At 48.9% G+C, this 19443-nt stretch carries 19 protein-coding genes; 5 read left to right on the top strand and 14 right to left on the bottom strand.

Annotation, left to right across the window (positions count from 1 at the left end; all coding sequences use genetic code 11):
• Positions 1-41: 41 nt before the first annotated feature.
• The 5 genes from C2M35_RS09520 to C2M35_RS09500 all read right to left on the bottom strand — a co-directional run bounded on the left by C2M35_RS09520 (position 42) and on the right by C2M35_RS09500 (position 6156).
• Positions 42-2528 (bottom strand): S9 family peptidase, encoded by a 2487-nt coding sequence (locus C2M35_RS09520; protein ID WP_105265193.1) that lies wholly within the window; start codon positions 2526-2528, stop codon positions 42-44.
• A 209-nt stretch (positions 2529-2737) separates the two neighbouring features.
• Complete coding sequence (locus C2M35_RS09515) at positions 2738-3964, bottom strand: endonuclease/exonuclease/phosphatase family protein (RefSeq protein ID WP_234000047.1); 1227 nt, start codon at positions 3962-3964, stop codon at positions 2738-2740.
• 152 nt (positions 3965-4116) lie between these two features.
• Positions 4117-5256, bottom strand: coding sequence for a 5-(carboxyamino)imidazole ribonucleotide synthase (locus C2M35_RS09510; RefSeq protein ID WP_105265192.1), 1140 nt, complete (start codon positions 5254-5256; stop codon positions 4117-4119).
• Between the two features lie 12 nt (positions 5257-5268).
• Positions 5269-5751, bottom strand: a complete 483-nt coding sequence (gene purE, locus C2M35_RS09505; RefSeq protein ID WP_105189681.1) for a 5-(carboxyamino)imidazole ribonucleotide mutase — start codon at positions 5749-5751, stop codon at positions 5269-5271.
• A 192-nt stretch (positions 5752-5943) separates the two neighbouring features.
• Positions 5944-6156, bottom strand: coding sequence for a hypothetical protein (locus tag C2M35_RS09500; RefSeq protein WP_105199076.1), 213 nt, complete (start codon positions 6154-6156; stop codon positions 5944-5946).
• Between the two features lie 84 nt (positions 6157-6240).
• On the opposite strand from C2M35_RS09500, the gene C2M35_RS15875 reads away from it, so the two are divergent.
• A complete protein-coding gene (locus C2M35_RS15875; RefSeq protein ID WP_267894737.1) occupies positions 6241-6792 on the top strand; it encodes a TetR/AcrR family transcriptional regulator in 552 nt (183 codons plus the stop codon).
• A gap of 11 nt (positions 6793-6803) precedes the next feature.
• Here C2M35_RS15875 and C2M35_RS09490 read toward each other — a convergent pair whose 3' ends face one another.
• Entirely contained in the window at positions 6804-7265 is a 462-nt protein-coding gene (locus C2M35_RS09490) for a GNAT family N-acetyltransferase (protein ID WP_158677955.1), read from the bottom strand.
• A gap of 104 nt (positions 7266-7369) precedes the next feature.
• On the opposite strand from C2M35_RS09490, the gene C2M35_RS09485 reads away from it, so the two are divergent.
• Positions 7370-7576 carry a hypothetical protein gene (locus C2M35_RS09485; RefSeq protein ID WP_105199079.1) on the top strand — a complete coding sequence of 69 codons (207 nt, stop codon included), beginning with the start codon at positions 7370-7372 and terminating at the stop codon, positions 7574-7576.
• Between the two features lie 43 nt (positions 7577-7619).
• On the opposite strand, the gene htpX is transcribed toward C2M35_RS09485, so the two are convergent.
• From htpX to bioB, 5 genes are all read right to left on the bottom strand, one after another.
• Positions 7620-8480 carry a protease HtpX gene (gene htpX, locus C2M35_RS09480; RefSeq protein WP_105199080.1) on the bottom strand — a complete coding sequence of 287 codons (861 nt, stop codon included), beginning with the start codon at positions 8478-8480 and terminating at the stop codon, positions 7620-7622.
• A gap of 205 nt (positions 8481-8685) precedes the next feature.
• Complete coding sequence (gene bioD, locus C2M35_RS09475; protein WP_105199081.1) at positions 8686-9366, bottom strand: dethiobiotin synthase; 681 nt, start codon at positions 9364-9366, stop codon at positions 8686-8688.
• Positions 9363-10106 (bottom strand): methyltransferase domain-containing protein, encoded by a 744-nt coding sequence (locus C2M35_RS09470; protein WP_105265190.1) that lies wholly within the window; start codon positions 10104-10106, stop codon positions 9363-9365. The genes bioD and C2M35_RS09470 overlap by 4 nt, the downstream gene beginning before the upstream one ends.
• The gene (locus C2M35_RS09465; protein WP_105265189.1) at positions 10103-11242 is read right to left on the bottom strand and encodes an aminotransferase class I/II-fold pyridoxal phosphate-dependent enzyme; all 1140 of its coding nucleotides are present in this window, start codon (positions 11240-11242) and stop codon (positions 10103-10105) included. The genes C2M35_RS09470 and C2M35_RS09465 overlap by 4 nt, the downstream gene beginning before the upstream one ends.
• A complete protein-coding gene (gene bioB / locus C2M35_RS09460) occupies positions 11243-12286 on the bottom strand; it encodes a biotin synthase BioB (RefSeq protein ID WP_105189673.1) in 1044 nt (347 codons plus the stop codon).
• Between the two features lie 95 nt (positions 12287-12381).
• Between bioB and bioA the strand changes: the two genes are divergently transcribed.
• Positions 12382-13683: an adenosylmethionine--8-amino-7-oxononanoate transaminase gene (gene bioA, locus C2M35_RS09455; protein ID WP_105265188.1), complete on the top strand. Its 1302-nt coding sequence runs from the start codon at positions 12382-12384 to the stop codon at positions 13681-13683.
• A 183-nt stretch (positions 13684-13866) separates the two neighbouring features.
• Positions 13867-15204, top strand: coding sequence for a KamA family radical SAM protein (locus C2M35_RS09450; protein ID WP_105265187.1), 1338 nt, complete (start codon positions 13867-13869; stop codon positions 15202-15204).
• Positions 15205-15257: 53 nt separating this feature from the next.
• On the opposite strand, the gene C2M35_RS09445 is transcribed toward C2M35_RS09450, so the two are convergent.
• Positions 15258-15689, bottom strand: coding sequence for an ATP-binding protein (locus tag C2M35_RS09445; RefSeq protein WP_105199084.1), 432 nt, complete (start codon positions 15687-15689; stop codon positions 15258-15260).
• Positions 15690-16235: 546 nt separating this feature from the next.
• On the opposite strand from C2M35_RS09445, the gene asnS reads away from it, so the two are divergent.
• Complete coding sequence (gene asnS / locus C2M35_RS09435) at positions 16236-17633, top strand: asparagine--tRNA ligase (protein ID WP_105259187.1); 1398 nt, start codon at positions 16236-16238, stop codon at positions 17631-17633.
• Positions 17634-17971: 338 nt separating this feature from the next.
• On the opposite strand, the gene C2M35_RS09430 is transcribed toward asnS, so the two are convergent.
• Both C2M35_RS09430 and C2M35_RS15670 read right to left on the bottom strand, forming a co-directional pair.
• Entirely contained in the window at positions 17972-18769 is a 798-nt protein-coding gene (locus tag C2M35_RS09430; RefSeq protein WP_105215812.1) for a hypothetical protein, read from the bottom strand.
• A gap of 100 nt (positions 18770-18869) precedes the next feature.
• Positions 18870-19331, bottom strand: coding sequence for a hypothetical protein (locus tag C2M35_RS15670; RefSeq protein ID WP_158677954.1), 462 nt, complete (start codon positions 19329-19331; stop codon positions 18870-18872).
• Between the last annotated feature and the right edge of the window lie 112 nt (positions 19332-19443).

Genomic DNA, 19443 nt, shown 5'->3' with positions numbered 1-19443 from the left:
GGGGGAAACCCGGGCTTTTTTATGCTATCAAATATCAACCACTACAGGTTTTCTTTAAACAGCTTATGAATACGACGGTATTCGTCTAACCAGCTTGAAGGTTGGATAAAGCCGTGCGGCTCCACTGGGAAGATGGCGGTCTCGAAGTTCTCTTTTTCCAGCTCAATAAAGCGCTGAACCAAGCGTACTACGTCCTGGAAGAACACATTGTCATCAACCATGGGGGCGTTGATCAGCAGTGGCTTTTGTAAACCCTCGGCGAAGTAAATCGGCGAGCTGCGTTCATAAGCGATGGGATCAACATCCGGACGGTTTAGAATGTTCGAGGTGTACGGCGCATTGTAATGAGCCCAGTCGCTGACCGGACGCAAGGCGGCACCGGCTTGGAATACTTCCGGCGCGGTGAACAGAGCCATAAAGGTCATAAAGCCGCCGTAAGAGCCGCCATAGGTGCCTACGGCACCGGTATCAACATTGGCATGCTCGGCCATCCAGTTAACACCATCGATCAGATCTTGGGTTTCTGGTGTGCCCATTTGGCGATAAATAGCGGTACGCCAATCACGACCATAACCTTTTGATGCCCGGTAATCCATATCCATTACCACATAACCCTCATCGGCCAGTAAGGAGTGGAACATAAATTCACGGAAATAACCGGACCAACCGAAGTGTGAGTTTTGCAGGTAGCCGGCACCATGGTTAAAGATCACCGCTTTACGGGTCTTACCACTTTCCCCTTCCACGTAGTCGCTTGGGTAATAAACCTTGGCATACACGGGCTGCTCACCATGACTTGAAGGCACGGCAACAATTTTCGGCGCTGTCAGTTTAGTGGCTTTAAATTGCTCGGATACGGTGTGAGTCAGTTGTGTCACTTCAGACTTAGGCGCCGCGTCCATCACAAATAGCTCAGGTGGATTCATAATGGTCGAATGGGTCAGCAACAGTTTGCTCTGATCAGGGCTGAGCACATAATCCGTCATACCGTTAAGGTCGGTCAGTGCTTCAAAATCACCACCGGCCAACGGCAAACGGTAGATTTCATAGATACCTGGGTGCTTTATATTGCCCTTAAAGTAAAGATAAGCATCATCATTGCTTAGAGTCAGATCGGAAACCTCAAACGCACCACGAGTACGCTGCGTCGCCTTACCATCTAACGCCTTGGTATAGATATGGCTATAACCGGACTGCTCAGATAGGTAATACAAGGTATCGCTGTTATTTAACCAACCGAAGTCGTTAAAGGTGTAGTTTACCCAAGCATCATCGTGCAATCTGTGTTGGTTAACCAGCTTTTTGCCATTGAAATCAACGGTGGCAATCCAGCGGTCTTTGTTATCCCAGGCTTCCAGCATAACAGCGACTTGCGTACCGGCGTTATTCCAGACAATAGCGCTTTGATCCCAGCCCCAGTCCATCATTAGATTGATTTCACGGCGTTTCTTTTCAGATTTGTACTTTTTACCTTCGCGGGCATAGTTTTGTGCTTTCACTTCCGCCAGTACGTCTTCATCCCAACCGGGCAAGGTATTGTAGGTCAGGGTCGACTTCTGCTTGCTATCCAGGTCGATATACACCAGCTCGGTTTCCTGCGGCTTATCATCGGCCACACGGCGACGAGCAGGAACCGCATCAATACCGGCATCATCCGTAATGTAATTAGGCATGATATCGCCTTCACCACGCCAGCTGCGGGTGTCGGTCAGGGCCACAATCAGCTTAGTGCCATCCGGTGATAACTGGGCATCAACTAGACGCTTGTTCTCACCCAGGTAAATGCTGGCATCCACCAAAGCATCGTTGGCATCAAGCAAGGCCTGTTGGCGCGCGACGGCATCTTTTTTGTTCTTTAACTGCAAGGCGACATAGTCGATTAGCTTATGCTGCTCTTTGGCTATGTAGCTGCTCGGCTCACTCACCTTCACCGGCTTGTCTTCAAGCTTTAGGTTGACCAGCTCGCTGTGCTGACCCGTGCTTAAATCCACCTGCATAAACAGGTTACCGACTCGGTAGACCAAGGAGTTGTCATTTAAAAACTGCGGCTTAGATTCAAATGCCGACGTTTTAGTAATTTGGATCAGGGTGTTGTTAAGAAGATCCTTAACAAAGATATCGCCTTCAAACTGATAGGCCTGCAAACGCTGGTCTTTGCTCATAACCGCGGCGTCATCACCCAAGGTGTGAAGCTCGTTCAGAGGCACCACGGCAGCGCTGTTGCCAAGCGCTTGAACATAATGATCTCTTAGTTCATTGCCCTGCTGCTTCTGTTGATAAATCACCGCGCCAGAGTCGGCGCGCCAAAACGCACCTTCCGGCTGGTTACCCAACCAGTCTGGATGCGCCATGGCCTGCTCTAGGGTGATGGCGATAGAGCCTGGCTTAGCTGGAGTCGATACTTGTTGTTTTTCAATGGTGCTGGGCTCGGCATTAACCGCTGCCACGCTTTGCGGTGCCGTGCTTTGACAGCCCGCAAGGATAAAGCTAGAAGCTATGGTGGCCGCTAGCACTGTTTTATGAAACATAATTATTAGTATTGAAATTGCAGGTGCAAAGATTTAAGCAAAATCTCAGCAATAAAAACAGATGTTTTAGATTAAATAGGCGCTTAACGGGGTGAATAACAACGCAAAAAAAGGTCAGCAAGTCTTGCTGACCAAAACTCTGCGCTAGCAATAAAACAAGCTATGAACCTGTTCCCTATAAATATAGACCATAATTTAAACAAATACGTTTATTCATTTGCGATTATCTGCACATCCATCCAAACCAGACGATGATCCGAAGATAGCTTTCTATCGCGCACTAACTCATAACCTGCTTCACCTTCTGCCGGCCAATACACACCCGAGTCCACTGGCTGCAAACCGAATTTGGACGGCAAAACATAATCGACACGGGCCTGCCAGCTGGCGGTATAGAATTTTGCAAAAGGCTCGGTCGAGGATTCGGCGCCTCCCTTGCTAACAGGTATTAGGCTGCTATCCACCTTGGGATGTTTTAATAGCTGATCGATGGCCTCAGGCCTTGCCTTGGGGCCTTGGGGCGCGGCGTTTAAGTCACCAAGAATCACAAATCGTCCGTCGCCGCTGAGGCCGCCCACTTGCGCCTTATCATCCACAAGGTAACCTGGGGCTGGCGTGGCGATATAGTCCGCGACTAACTTGAGCTCAGCAAAATTACGCAGGCCGTTTCTGTCTTCCGGGCCGTCAAAAACAGGCGGCGTGGGATGCGAGGCAAGAATATGCAGGCGTTCACCGGCAACCTCTAAGGGAATATCCCAAAATGATTTTGAGCTTAAACGCGCCGCCTGCCAGGTTTGTTGATCATAAAAAGGCTGGCCATTAAGCAGGGGCATAGAAGCGCCGCTTTGCGTATACCAAGGCAAATGCTGGAAGGTACGCACCGCATCAGTATCTATGGGAAAACGGCTCAGCAACAGCATGCCGTATTGACCGGGATAAAAACCAAAACCATAGGCATCACCCGCTATGCCAGACTTTTTGCCATTTCCATCAAAGTCATACTCACTGGCAACACCTGTATTGACCGGCGCCGCATAGCTGTATTGATAGCTAATGGCTTGGTAGTCGCCATGGGCCTGAGCAAGAAAATTTTGCTGAAACAGCGCTACGTTTTGTTGCCAATCACCAGTGAAATCAAATTCATTAAGTAAAATAACATCCGGGCGTACAGCCTGGATAATGGTGGCGACATTATGAATTTGCGGGTGGCGGCCCTTGGCCAGTAACTGAGGCAGTGGCGACTCGGTTAAGGAGGTAAAACGTTCGTTGTAATTAGAGCCGTCCATACTGACGTTAAAGGTGGCAATACGTATGCTGGGCGCAGATTGCGCGGCATCAGAGTTAAGCCTGGGGGTGGCGCTGGCGCAAGCGCTTGAAGCGCTTACCCCGAGCATAAATACGCCCAGAAGAGAAAAAGCCCGAGATTGTGCTTTCATACTAGATTCCATTAAGCTGACGAAAAATGCTAGTACCAATTCAGGGAAATAGGTACTAGGTCGCAATGGTAGCAGCTAAACTTTTGACTTTGTAATGAAAAGAGATGAAAAAACCGAGCTTAGCTCGGTTTTTAAGAAGCGCCTGATTTGGCTTAATTTAGAGTGAGGCGTTTGGCCATGGCCGCAATCCCAGGGTATTGCTCCTCGGGTAGATACTCAACCAACGCCGCTAAACGCTCACCCAAGGCATGCAGGTTATCAGCACTGACGTTAATATGCCCCATTTTACGCCCGGGCTTTACTCCCTTACCGTACCAGTGGCTGCGGGTTTGCGCTACGCTAAGTACCTCGGCTGGAATAGCCGCCTGACCCAACACATTGATCATTGCGCTTGGATGCAATAAGGCTGTGTCACCTAACGGCAAACCGGCAACGGCGCGCACATGATTTTCAAACTGACAGCTATAGGCGCCCTGTTGTGTCCAGTGCCCAGAGTTATGCACCCGTGGTGCAATTTCATTAACCAGAAGTTGGCCGTCAACATCAAAGAACTCTATGGCCAGTACGCCCACATAATTAAGCGCATTCGCCAATTTGCTATAGGCGTCAATGGCTTGCTGTTGCACGCTGTCATTTACTAATCCGGCCACAGACAAAGTGAGTACACCGTTAGTGTGTTCATTCTCTGTTACCGGGTAGATGGCTACATTACCCTCTTGATCACGGGCGCCGATCACCGACACTTCGCGCTCGAATGGGATCATTTTTTCGCAAATGATGCTGTGCTCAGGGTCTTTTTCTAAAAACTCACGCATTTCGGCCCAAATCTGATCCGCATCCGCGGCGTCTTTTAAGCGCCATTGACCCTTGCCATCATATCCTGCCTGACAGGTTTTAATCACCAGGGGTAAGGCCAACTCAGAAATAGCTTTATCCAGGTGGCTACGCTCGGTTACCAGCACATAAGGGGCGCTCGGTACACCAGCGCGCTCTAGCAAGGCTTTTTCTTTAGCTCGGTCACCACCGCAGGCAATGGCTTCTTCGCCAGGGAAGAACTTACCGCTTTGCTCACACTGCGCCAATACATCCGCAGGAATATGCTCGAATTCAGCGGTAATGCGCTCGCTCTGTGCAATCGCCTGCTCCAGCGTTAATTCATAGGTTTCACCGGTTACCGGGTGGACCACCAGCTTTGAGCCTACATCATAGGCACGGATATGAATATCCAAAGGCGCGCCAACAAGCGCCATCATTCGCGCTAATTGTCCCGCACCAAGCACTAACATCTTCATGGCTACCGGACCTTATTCAGCTGGGTTTGGGTTAGCTAAAACGGTATCGGTTTGCTCTTTACGGAAAGCATCGATTTTTGCCAATAACTCAGGCTGTTGACAGCCTAAGATCTGTGCCGCTAACAAGCCAGCATTGGCCGCACCCGGATCGCCAATGGCTAGCGTGCCTACGGCAACGCCTTTAGGCATTTGGCAAATAGAGAGCAATGAATCCACGCCGTTTAGGGCTTTAGACTTCACAGGTACACCCAGCACTGGTAGTGAAGTGAAGGCAGCAGCCATACCTGGTAGGTGAGCAGCACCGCCGGCACCGGCGATAATTACCTTGATACCACGCTCGGCGGCAGATGAGGCGTAATCGGCCAACAATTGAGGAGTACGGTGCGCCGAAACAACCTTGGTTTCATAGTCGATGCCAAATTTATCCAACATATCCGCTGCATGTTGCATAGTGGGCCAATCAGACTTGGAACCCATAATAATACCTACTTTCATTGTCACTCCTCGGGTCAATAACGATACCAATTTAACTATGGTTTTCACTAAGCTTTAGTGCGCCGGCGCCAAGCTATCACACTTGAGGGGTACGCCCGCCCATAGCTGTTGGCCATTTGCCAACAATAAGTTGCGGCGCATTATACAAAAAAGCCAGATAAAAAGCATGCCAAGTTGGCCGATAAAATGGCCTTATTCTGACTTACCATGCTGCTTGTTTTGCTGAGCTTCACGCCACGCCCGTGTAAACTCCTTAGGCCCTAAGATAAGTGCCAAGAGCACTAAGCCACCAGGCAGTAAAATTGCTTTGAGTATAGGACCTAGGATATAACTATAAAAAACAATAAATGGCATAAAAAGGATATACCCAAGCACCCAAGTAACGGGGTTAGTGTCTGATTTCATGCTGTTTTCCTTAACGATTTAAAAATGAGCGCGCTCATTATAATAATTGAGCGCGCTCAATTTCAACTCTTTAGCAGGCATTTTGTGAGCAATAACCAAGTAGGAAACAAGGTAATAAGCAAAAAGCAGTTAACCCGGGAGCGCATCTTGGATGCAGCTTGGCAACTATTCCTGGAGCATGGCTTTGCCGCCACTTCTACACGCGATATTGCCAAACAGGCCCAGGTAGCCAATGGCACCCTGTTTACCCACTTTGAAAATAAAGACGATTTGTTACGCCAACTTATGCTGATGCATATAGATAAAGTGATAGCCAGCGCTAAACGTGAAGATACCTTCGAGCAGCCGAAGCTGAAAATGCGTCACTATGCTCAGCACCTCTATCGTTTCTATTTACAGCACACGGAATTCAGCAAGTCCTTATTGCAGGGCCTGGTATGGCAAGGCGCGTTTTTCAGCGCGCAGATGGAGGCATTTAAAAAGTTACTGTTCGATGGTACGCGTCAATACGATGAGGTGCGAGCCGCGGCCATGATGGACTGCTACTTTATGACCTTAATTGAAGGCCTTAACAGCGAAAACCCGGATGTCTCTACCCTGGTTCGTCGTTTGAGCGCCAAGATAGCGCTGTTATAGGCCGAGAATGCTTAGGAGCGAGGAAGCCAGGGCAATTGATAGACCCCAGGCTCACTGCACACAAAGCCAAGGCGTTGCAGCAGCTTAATACTGCGCAGGTTATCCATATGCACCTGGGCTTGTATTGTGGTTACATCGGCGCCCATATACTGCTGCCCCTCGGACAATAATAAAGACAAGGCACTATGCATTAGGCCTTGCCCCCAAAACAGGGGGTGGAGTTCATAGCCAATTTTAGCCACCTTGGTATGGGCATCATAAATGCCACAGCTGCCCACGACTTGCTCCTGATAGACGATAGCCATGCGTACTCCTTCACCCGTAAGTAACAGCTCTATGTCCCCTTGAATAATATCTTGAACCTCGGATGGGTTTGAAGGAAGGGCATAATCGTTATAGCGACTGACTTCTGGGTGCGTAAGTATGCCATAGAGGGCCGACACATCTTTATGTCGTATTGGGCGAAGCGCCAATGAGGCTTCCTGGCAATGGATCATGAAACTTAGCTCGCAGAGGTTGAGTTGCGGGATTATTGCCTTAAACTAGGGCCATCAGCAAGTTTAAAAACGGCAAGCGAATGAGCCAAGCACAATTTATCATGGTGCCCCCCACCACAACAGTATACTGCCCAGAGCGTGGCGAGGGATGGACGCTAACGGGGATCACCGGCCTGGACGAATATACCTCGGTGATGTTTGGCGGGGTGCGTTATACCCTGTCGGCCAAGGAAATCGTTGAGCAACTGCTGCCTAATCAGCAAGCGCGCGAACAAGCGGGCAGCTAGAACCAATAAAAAAGGGCCTTTCGGCCCTTTTTTATTATTACTTTTACTTTAATGCGTTAATACGCGCATCCAGCGGTGGGTGTGAAGCAAACAACTCGCCGATTGAACGCCCCGAGGCAATACCAAAGGCCATCATAGAACCTTCTAGCTGCGACTCACGGTTGCCCTTTAAGCGCTCCAGTGCGGCACGCATCTTATTGGCACCAACTAGTTCCGCAGCCCCTCGGTCAGCGGCATATTCGCGTTTACGGCTGAAGTAGGCCACAACCACGGAAGCAAGCACACCAAAGAGAATTTGAAACAGCATATCAAAGATGAAGTATGTCCAGCTTGGGCCGCTTTCTTCTTCATTGCCGCTTAGGAAGTTATCGACCACCCCGGCAAGTACTTTCGCCAGGAAGATGACAAAGGTGTTCACCACGCCTTGGATCAGCGTCAGGGTAACCATATCACCGTTAGCCACGTGCGATACCTCATGAGCCAGTACCGCCTGCGCTTCATCCTGGGTCATGTTATGAAGTAAACCACTGCTTACCGCTACTAAGGCATTGTTTTTAGATGGGCCGGTAGCAAAAGCGTTGATCTCAGGGCTATCGTAAATCGCCACCTCGGGCATTTTAATACCGCGCTGCTGTGCCTGCTCGGCTACTGTGGCCACCAGCCATTGCTCGGTTTCGGTACGCGCCTGTTCGATAACATAGGCGCCAGTTGAGCGCTTAGCTATCCATTTCGACATAGCTAAAGAAATAAAGGCGCCGCCAAAGCCAAATACTGCAGCGATCACTAAGATCCCGCCCATGCTGCGCGAGGAAATGCCTAAAACGGCAAAAATAATCGATAACACCACCCCTAGCACCAGCATTACCGCTAGGTTGGTCAATAAAAAAAGCACTACACGCTTCATACGTCATTCTCCAATCGAGTAAGATTATTCATTAGGGGTCTCCCTTAGCTGGGGTCCAGCGCTTACGGGGCATCCTGACCCATAATGGATAGCATCACTCTCGGCTCTATGAGTCCTATATATAGGCTAACCATGACAGCATCAAGACATTGTAACTTAAACAATTGTAAAGAGTTGTAACAAGATGCCAGAGGAAGGAAAAGCGCTATCGCAGCGCCAGCACATCCAATAAGGTGCCATGAATACGCAGTTTTGGGGTGCCCTCAGTATAAGGACTCTCGGCCAGCATGGGCACAGGCATGCGCGCCTTTAAGGTGGCCAAATTGGCATCGTATTCGGCCATGTCAGGGTCAACCTGATTGGCTATCCACCCAGCTACCTCCACTCCTTGCTGTTGCAGGGACGCCATGGTGAGCAAGGCATGATTTAAACAGCCGAGCTTCATGCCGACCACCAAGATCACTGGGAGCTTGGCCGCCACCACCCAGTCGCTAAGTAACTCTTGATCATTGATAGGCAATAACCAGCCCCCGGCACCCTCGGTAAGCAAGATATCTGCGTCCAAGGCGCTGATCTCTTCATACGCCTTATTTAGCTTGGCCAGTGTGATTTGTTCACCCTGTTGCGCTGCGGCAATATGAGGAGCTATGGGCGGCTCATAAATAAAGGGGTTTACCTGCTCGTAAAGTGCTTGCGTATTACCGCTTTCAATTAATGTCAGCGCATCGGTATTAACCAGACGACCAAAGGCCTGCTCGGCACCGGCAGCTATGGGTTTAAAGCCCAAAGCCTTGCGTTTATGTTGCACAGCCAATTTCAGCAGCAGACTGGTTACATGGGTTTTACCGGCATCCGTGTCCGTGGCGGTAATAAAAAATTGCTTCATTTAATAAGTTCCAAAAAGACCACGTTATAGCTCAGGGCAACCTCTTGGCTGTCGCCCCCTAAGCACTGCAACACTTGAAGATATTCGCCCTTGGTAAGCGCCTTATGGCCCTGCTCGGCACTGTTTGCCCCTATGGCAGATAAGCTTTTTAACGCATCCTTGGCACTTGCATAGGTGTCGTACAAGGGCAACTCTTGCTGCCAATTGACATTAAAACCGGCATTGTGCGCTGCACCTTGTATTTCTTCAAAGCTAGCGAAATGATTAATCGCCGCTCGCCCTATACCGGCAAACGCGTTTTTTACCTCAACCAAAGAGCCAGCGGCAACTATGGCCAAAAAAGCACGCCCCTTAGGTTTAAGCACGCGGTAAAGCTCGGCCAGGGCGATGTTTAAATCACTCGACCATTGCATGGCAAAGTTACTAAATACCGTATCCAGACAGTTGGCCTGCAGCGGCAGCGCGTCCATATCGGCACAGAGCTTAATGCTTTGCGTACGAATTTGTGCCAGCATCGAGGGCGATAAATCAAGGGCTATCAGGGCATCGCTTTGCGCCGCAAGAGCCGCGCTGTTAACACCGGGCCCCGCCCCTAAATCCAAACACAGCCCTAATGGCCGCTGTGCTAGATGTGCTAACAGCACCTCGCTGGCACTGGCCTGCACGCGGGCATGATACTGATAGCGACACGCCGCCTTGGAAAAGTGGGATTGGGCTTGTTGTTTTAACGCCGCGCTCATCGACAGGACTCCAGGGCCTTGACCAAGGTGTCTATATCCTGCTCTTGATGGGCAGCGGTCAGGGTAATGCGTAAACGCGCGGTATTGTGGGCAACCGTAGGCGGTCGAATGGCACTGAGCCAAATACCCTGCTCACGTAAATCGGTTTGCATTTGCAAGGCGCTTTCGCTGTCACCTACGATCAGCGGCTGAATTGGCGTCTGTGAGTCCATTAATGCCAAAGACGCTTGCGCACAACGCTCTCTAAAATAAGCGATATTACGCGCAAGTTGCTGGCGCTCGGCGTGAGCGTCAAGCAATTGAGTAAGGCGCTGCTCGGTAACGGCGCATTGCATCGGCGACACCGCGGTGGAATAAATATAATCGCGATTACTTTGTAATAACAGCTCAATCACGGGCGTTGAGGCCAACACTACTGCACCGTTGCTAGCCAGGGCTTTACCAAAGGTGATCACCAGAATATCCGGGCGGGCGCGCTCGTTATCTGTTTCGTCATAGGCTGTGCCCAAACCATTCCCCAGCACGCCAAAACCATGGGCGTCATCAAGCATAAACCAGGCATCATGGGCGCGGCACAGGGCATGAATATCCGCAACCGGGGCGCAATCCCCGTCCATTGAGAACACGCCCTCACTGACCACCAGCTTGTTTTTCGCCTTGGACTTGGTCAAACGCGCCTGCAAATGGCTGAGATTGTTATGATTAAAGCGCTGCATGGCGGCATTGGCCTGCAGGCCGCCGTCGATCAAACTGGCGTGATTAAGCTTATCCTGAACAATAAGCCCATCATTACTTTCGGCAAACAGGGCTTTTAATACGCTGATATTGGCGCTAAAGCCGCTCGGAAAAAGCATGGCAGCTTGGTAGCCAAGCAAATCACAAAAACGCTGCTCTAATGCTTGGTGGCAACGCTGATAGCCTGTAACCAAGGGAGAGCTGTGAGCGCCAGAGCGAGCATCAAGGCCAGACAGGGGGAAGTCCCCCAGGCCAAGATAGTCGTTGGAAGCAAAGTTAAGATAGTCCTTGCCAGCCACACGAATGCTGCGGGCACTGACCTCTTCCACCAGTACCCGACGGCGCAACAGGTGTTGCTGCCGCCTCGCTTCTAATGCGTCATTGATATAGTCAAACGCCATTTATTTTGCTTCGTAGAACAGCTCAGATTCGGCCTTGTCGGCAATAGCCGAGCTTAGTGATGCCTCGTAGGCTTCATCTGAATAGTCCTCACCCTGAGCCGGGCGCATGCCTAGCTTACGAATAAGGTTCATATCCGTGTCTGCTTCCGGGTTTTCCGTGGTAAGTAGCTTATCACCGTAGAAAATGGAGTTGGCACCAGCAAAGAAACACATGCTTTGCATCTGCTCGTTCATGGCCGTACGACCGGCAGATAAACGAACATAACTCTTCGGCATCATGATACGCGCCACGGCTATGGTGCGGATAAATTCAAAGTGATCCAGGTCGTCAACATTTTCCAGCGGCGTACCCTTTACCTTAACAAGCATATTAATTGGCACACTTTCTGGCTGTTTTGGCAGGTTAGCAAGCTGGATCAAAAGGCCGTATCTGTCTTTGGCCTGCTCGCCCATACCGACGATACCGCCGGAGCATACCTTCATGCCGGCATCGCGAACATGATCTAGAGTGTCTAAACGGTCCTGATAGGTACGAGTAGTGATGATCTGCTGATAATACTCAGGCGAGGTGTCCAGGTTGTGGTTGTAATAGTCCAAACCGGCATCGCGCAACTGATGCGCCTTATCGTTATCCAGCATGCCCAGAGTCATACAGGTTTCAAGGCCAAGCTCTTTGACCTCACGAACCATTTTTTCGATATAAGGCATATCGCGGTCCTTAGGATCGGACCAAGCGGCGCCCATACAAAAACGGGTCGCGCCCTTTTGTTTTGCTAAACGGGCCTGCTCCACGACCTTTTCCACTTCCATCAGGCGCTCGCGCTCTAGGTCAGTTTTATAATGACCGGACTGAGGACAGTATTTGCAGTCTTCCGGACAGGCGCCGGTTTTAATCGATAGTAGGGTCGAGATCTGCACCTCATTGGGATTAAAGTGCTGCCTATGAATGCTCGCCGCCTTAAACAGAAGGTCGTTAAAAGGCATTTCGAAAAGGGCTTTTACTTGTTCATGGGTCCAGTTATGGCGGATTTCAGCCTGTTGCATAGGGTTCTCTTTATTATCGACGGTAAACTTATTTTGTATCAGTCTACGAGTTGCCTTAGTATTGTCAACGCCAGTGCAATGTTTAAAGTTTACCTATGAACAATAATTATACAGAAAGCAATTCTATCGATGTCGAGTTTGACCGTGACCATATTTGGCACCCCTACACCTCCATGCTTAAGCCCCTGCCCAACTACCCGGTCACCCATGCCCGCGGTACCCGCTTACATTTAGCCAGTGGCGAGAGTTTGGTCGATGGCATGGCCTCGTGGTGGAGTGCACTGCATGGCTATAATCACCCACGCTTAAACCGTGCACTGCAAGAGCAAAGCGAAAAAATGAGCCATGTGATGTTTGGTGGTATTACTCATGCCCCGGCGGTAGAACTGTGTAAAAAGCTGATTGCCATGACCCCGGCGCCACTGGATAAGGTGTTTTTGGCAGACGGTGGATCGGTCAGTGTTGAAGTGGCTATCAAGATGGCGCTGCAGTACTGGTTTAGCCAGGGTCATAAGCAAAAGCATAAGATAATGACCCCACGCAAGGGCTATCATGGCGACACCTTTGCGGCGATGAGCGTATGCGATCCGGTTAATTCCATGCACAGCATGTATCGTGGCTTTTTGCCCGAGCAGATTTTTGTGCCGCAGCCACAAAGTGCCTTTGATGGCGAATTTAACGAGCATGAAGCGGACGAATTAGCCCATTACTTTGCCGAGCATCATCAAGACATTGCCGCCTTTATTATCGAGCCCATAGTGCAAAATGCCGGCGGCATGAACTTCTACCACCCCGCATACCTAAAGGCCGTTCGCGCCCTGTGCGACCAATATGATGTACTGCTGATCTGCGACGAAATCGCCACGGGTTTTGGCCGCACCGGCAAGCTATTCGCTGTCGAGCATGCAGATATCTGCCCGGATATCATGTGTGTGGGCAAGGCCCTAACCGGCGGTTATATGACCCTAGCCGCCACCCTGACCACGGATAAGGTCGCCCGCGGCATTTGTAGCGGTGAGGCCGGTGTCCTAATGCACGGCCCCACTTTTATGGGCAATCCCCTGGCCTGCGCCGTGGCCAACGCCAGCCTGTGCCTGTTACAGGAAAACGACTGGCAGCAACAGGTCGGCAACATCAATCTTTGGCTACAACAACTGACACGCTGTACGGAGCTTGATGCTGTGGTGTCGGTGCGCACCTTGGGTGCCATCGGCGTGGTGGAGCTCGATAGCAATGTTGATGTGGCTAAAATTCAGCGCTTTTTCGTAGCGAACGGGGTGTGGATCCGACCTTTCGGTAAACTTATCTACCTTATGCCACCTTTTGTGAGTTCAAAGCAGGACATAGAAACCCTGTGCAATGCCATTTACCAAGCCATTGCCGAAAGACATTACTAGATCAAACGACTTATAACCTAGCGGCGATCTTATTTGTTTTCGTACAAATAAATAAAATCACCATAAAAGTGATTAAAAAACGCTTTTATGGTGAAATTTACCGAGTAAATCCGGGGTTTCGCTAGGAATCACCCCTTGCTTTTTGTTAGAGTACAAAACTTTTCAATAAGCAAGTGACTTTCTATGCAGCAACACGTCCAGATTCAGCCAGCGGAGGCCTTTGTCCCACCCAGGTTTACCGTGTATCAACATCGCCAAATTGATAAAATTGAGGCTTTGCATCAACTGCCAGAGCATATGCGCTTTGAAATGAAGGTGATCGCAAGTGTATTCCCTTTCCGCGTCAATAATTTTGTCATTGAAGAATTGATCGACTGGGATAAGGTACCCAATGATCCCGTCTTTCAATTGACCTTTCCTCAGCGCGGTATGCTTGATGACGAGTCATACGAACAAATGGCGGCGCTGCATAGAAGCAACCCCAGTGCCGAAGAAGTGATGACGCTGGCCCAGGAAATTCGCTTAAAGTTGAACCCTCATCCCGCCGGACAAATGGAAAAGAATGTGCCTGAGCTAGATGGCGAGCGCGTCGAAGGGATCCAACATAAATACAAAGAAACCGTCCTCTTCTTTCCATCTCAGGGCCAATATTGCCACTCTTACTGCACCTTTTGCTTTCGCTGGGCGCAGTTTGTAGGTAAAGCCACACGCTTTAACAATAACGATGTCGAACTGCTGCACGGTTATTTGCGCGAGCATACAGAAGTAACCGATCTACTAATGACAGGTGGTGATCCCATGGTTATGCGCACGATCAAACTGCGTGGCTATCTTGAGAAGTTAAAAGAGCCGGAGTTTGATCATATTCGCACTATCCGTATTGGCACCAAATCATTGACCTTTTGGCCATACCGATACCTGACCGACCCGGACGCGCAGGACTTATTGGCACTATTAAAAGAATTGGTCGATGCCGATAAGCATGTGTCCATTATGGCCCATGTAAATCATAAGCAAGAGCTGCGCAGTCCGGCCACCCGCGAAGCCATCGCTTTAATTCGCAAAACTGGGGCGCAAATTCGCACCCAGGCGCCATTGCTCAATAACATCAACACCGATCCCAATATGTGGGCCGAGATGTGGAAAGAGCAAACCCAGCTAGGCATGATCCCCTACTATATGTTTATCGAGCGGGACACGGGTGCAAAACGCTACTTTGAGTTGCCCCTGCATAAAACCTGGGAAACCTTTCGTGAAGCCTATAAACAGATCTCCGGAGTAAGTCGCACCGTGCGTGGCCCGTCAATGAGTGCCGGCCCAGGTAAGGTCGAAGTATCGGGTGTGAGCGAGATCGCCGGTGAAAAGGTGTTCGTACTGCGATTCATTCAGGCCCGCAATCCGGACTGGGTGCAACGTCCTTTCTTTGCCAAATACGATGAAGCCGCCACCTGGCTTGATGACCTAAAACCAGCCTTTGGCGAAGAGAAGTTCTTCTGGGAAGACGAATACAACGCCATGTAAGGACATAAAAAAATCCCGCTTAATGCGGGATTCTTTATTTGCTGAGGCAGTGACTACCATTCAAACTGGTAGGCCATCTTCGCTATAGTTCTCAGCGCCACATTATGGGTATTACGCTGGGCATAAAGGTGCTGCATAGCCTTGTCCTTAACCTCACCAACAATCACCTCTTTAACCTGATAACCCAAAGCATGAGCGGCCTCTAGATAGGCAATAAATTCCCATTTTTTTATATTGGTGTTATCGGCGATCACCAAGGGAATACCCTCGCTCAGGGCCTTGATAAAGCGTGCTAGGTTAAGGTTGTGGTATTCGGGAAGCTTATGCTTATCGAATTGATAACCCTCGGCGCCGACAAAGTAATCATCGGTGCTGCAAATGACATATTGACTGCTGTCGCCGGCGACCAAATCGTCGGCTAGGTTGTGCGCATAATTGGTTTTACCGCTGCCAGGTAAACCGCGCAAAATAAACGCTTGTTTCATTAACTACTCACTAAGGCTAGCATGAAGCTGATGCACAAAAACGCCCAGGCAATTAAGGATAGAGGCGCTAGTTACATCATTTTATTTATCTTTCTGGCTCTTATAATGCCACAAACTGCGCACAGACTGCACAACCCAAGTAACATTAAGGCGGATTTTTTGCACTTAATAGCCAAAAATCCTGTGTTTGTACGCCTAAATAGCGCCACTGGCCAAAATCCTGCTCCGGCGACCCTAATGGATGATGAGCAAAACAAGTACAAACAAGCTCCATCCCAATGCTGCACACCAGCCAATCAATATAAAAGGGCCCGCTCCGTCGCCTCGTAACATCCCCCTAAGCCTTATAATTTCACGCTCAATTTTAGTTTAGGTGAATTATTGGCCATTTTTCAGCAATTAAGCGGTAAAGAGCGTAATTGACAGTTTTTTTCTCACCCGAACACGGTTAAGATAGGCCTCTTAACTTACATCATAATAAAGCTGCTTAGTAAGAGCCTGAACAAGGGCTAAGCAACTTGGGCAATAGTAATCATTGGAGTGAAAATGAGCCATACAGCAATCGCCGAGCTATTAAAAGGCGCCGTTGCCGTGGACAGCCAGGTGACCATTAAGGGCTGGGTGCGTACACGTCGCGACTCAAAAGCAGGTATTTCGTTTTTAGCCGTTCATGACGGTTCGAGTTTTGATCCTATTCAAGCAGTCGTGCCCAATTCGCTTAATAATTATGATGAAATCACTCGTTTAACCGCTGGTTGCTCTGTGTCTGTAACTGGTAAGCTGGTTGCTTCCGAAGGTCAAGGCCAGGCGTTTGAAATTCAAGCCGAAGCCGTTGAGGTGATTGGCTGGGTTGAGAACCCGGATACTTACCCTATGGCGGCCAAGCGCCACAGCATCGAATTTTTGCGTGAGCATGCCCACTTGCGTCCACGTACCAATGTGATTGGTGCCGTAACACGCGTGCGTAACTGCTTATCGCAAGCCATCCACCGCTTCTTCCACGAGCGTGGTTATATGTGGATCAGCACGCCTATCATTACCGCCAGTGACTGTGAAGGTGCCGGTGAAATGTTCCGTGTATCGACGCTTGATATGCAGAACCTGCCACTGACCGACAAGGGTGACATAGATTACAGCCAGGACTTCTTCGGTAAAGAAGCCTTCCTTACCGTTTCAGGTCAGCTCAACGGCGAAACCTATGCCAGCGCTCTGTCTAAGATTTACACCTTCGGTCCAACATTCCGCGCCGAAAACTCTAACACCTCGCGCCACCTGGCGGAATTCTGGATGGTTGAGCCGGAAGTGGCCTTTGCCGATCTGAACGACATCGCCAAGCTGGCCGAAGACATGCTCAAATATGTATTCGCCGCCGTGCTTGAAGAGCGCCGTGACGACATGGAATTCTTTGCTCAGCGCATCGAGAAAACAGCTATTACACGTCTAGAAGAATTCGTGAGCAAAGACTTTGCTCAGGTGGATTACACAGACGCCATCGAAATCTTGAAAGAATGTGGCAAGAAATTCGAATTCCCTGTTGAGTGGGGCGTAGATCTGCAATCAGAGCACGAACGTTACTTGGCCGAAGAACACTTTAAAGCACCGGTTGTTATCAAAAACTACCCACGCGATATCAAGGCCTTCTATATGCGTCAGAACGAAGACGGCAAAACCGTGGCGGCCATGGACGTGGTTGCCCCTGGTATCGGTGAGATCATCGGTGGTTCACAACGTGAAGAGCGTTTGGACGTACTGGATGCCCGCCTAGATGAAATGGGTTTAAATAAAGAAGACTACAGCTGGTATCGTGATCTACGCCGTTACGGCACAGTGCCACACTCTGGCTTTGGTCTTGGTTTTGAGCGCTTGGTTGCCTATGTAACCGGTATGGGCAACGTTCGTGACGTTATTGCCTTCCCTCGTACTAAGGGCAGCGCTACTTACTAATACTTAGTTAAATGGCAAACAAAAAACCGCTCAATGAGCGGTTTTTTACTTTGAGTTATTGTAGGAGAGGAATAAAGTTTCATACTAAACAGTCAAGCAACCCTGCTCGAACCGTTTAAGATTAAACATGACCAAAAATAAAGATTCATACTAAATGCTACTATCAAGTCCGAATCAAGCTACAACTGAGTATTAAAGTATCATACTCGTTGTAACTCACTTCTGGACAGAAACACGTTAGAGTATTTATTCGGTAACGCCGCCAACAGCGGCCGAGCGTAGCGAGGTCCAGCCCCGTAGGGGCGATGCTGCTTGGCCTTGTTATAGGCTTCCCTAGTTTATTCATATAATTTTTGTTTAAGCTCATCAATACGTACTTCGCAATACTTAACCTGAGCTTTATACCATCTGGATCTCGGGTCAGCTTCAAGATCTTTTTGATACTTATCCTTTTCTTCTTTTAGAGTTTCGGATTCTACCAAGCAAAGCTCCCGCTCATAATCAGTGGCACTTGAGCCAAGCTTAAGAAAAACCTCGCCGTACTCTTCAATTATTCTCTCGTGCCTCTCTTTTTCCCAGTCTCTAACACTGTCATAAGGCGTAGCGTGAGTGGTCTTTTTCTCGATTAGCAGGTTCGCGAAACTAGATTTTAGTTTCTTTCTATAGAGTTCTGAAGCTTGCTGATAATACCCTAAGTCTGCTGCGAGCTTCGCTGAAGGGACCTCCTTCAATAACTTTTCTGGTGTTGAATATTGTTGAAACCACTCGAGCCCAGGGCCTGATAAAGCATCTACTACCTCTTGAATAGACTTTTGGGCTCCTTCAGGCGTTTTAGTCCACCATGTATGTTGCCCATGCCCAAACCCCTCAGGCGACAGATGACCTAAGTAACCAACACCGCGGGGAAATGGTTCATCTTTGTGCTGGCAAGGTATCCAGTAAGGAGTAATTAGGACATCAAATAATGGGTTACCTCTATGCGAAAAATTTAAGCATACGACCCATGCTAGCCTTTCATCTTCATTCGGAAACTTCCAATATGTGGGGGTACTAGTTTTCTTTCTAATAAATCCAATCTCAGCCATTTTCTTATCCAATTCTGGCATCAATTGTTTTTTGAATTCTTGGTAATCCATCCTGGTACCTTGGCCCTATAACGCCGCAAATAAACGGCTAAAAATAGTGGGCTATAATTTGTGAGGTACGAACAAAGCCCACTGTTTTTTGTCCGCACTTTTAATTTGCTTTGTTATATTGCGATTTACACAATACATTTTTATTAGCGCCACTACCATACAGCTTTAACCTTTCTGTACCACCTGTTTTTTCAAAAAACTCTTGTAATGTAATTTCCTTTTGCTCGTAGCTCATTAGCTGCCAGAAACCGTAAAAACCTTTGAACCAAAAGTAATAGAACACAGTTCCGACTGCTAATAGCAAATATACCGATTTACCTACTTTTCGTTTGTACCTTATGCCGCAATAAAAAAACCAAATGCTGCTAAATATCGCCAGAATGAAAAACGCAGAGAAAGGAGTTATTAAAGTATCAGAGTTACTCCAAATAGAGCTTAAACAAGTGATATTTCTGCCTGACACTATTGAAAAGATCAAAGTAATCTTAAAAAAGAAATACAACAACACGGTAATGAACACCGCATATAAGATACCACTTTCCTTGCTTTCTTTTGTATTCAACGCTTGACCTTACAAAGCAATATAACGCCCGGTTATGGGGCGAGTTCAGGCTTGCTATACTTGGTGAGGAACGAACCCGAGCAAGCCTTAACGAGTCCATATGCCATAAACC

It is taken from the genome of Pseudoalteromonas sp. T1lg76, from assembly GCF_002964725.1.
GTDB lineage: Bacteria > Pseudomonadota > Gammaproteobacteria > Enterobacterales > Alteromonadaceae > Pseudoalteromonas.
This window is presented reverse-complemented; position numbering and strand designations above follow the sequence as displayed.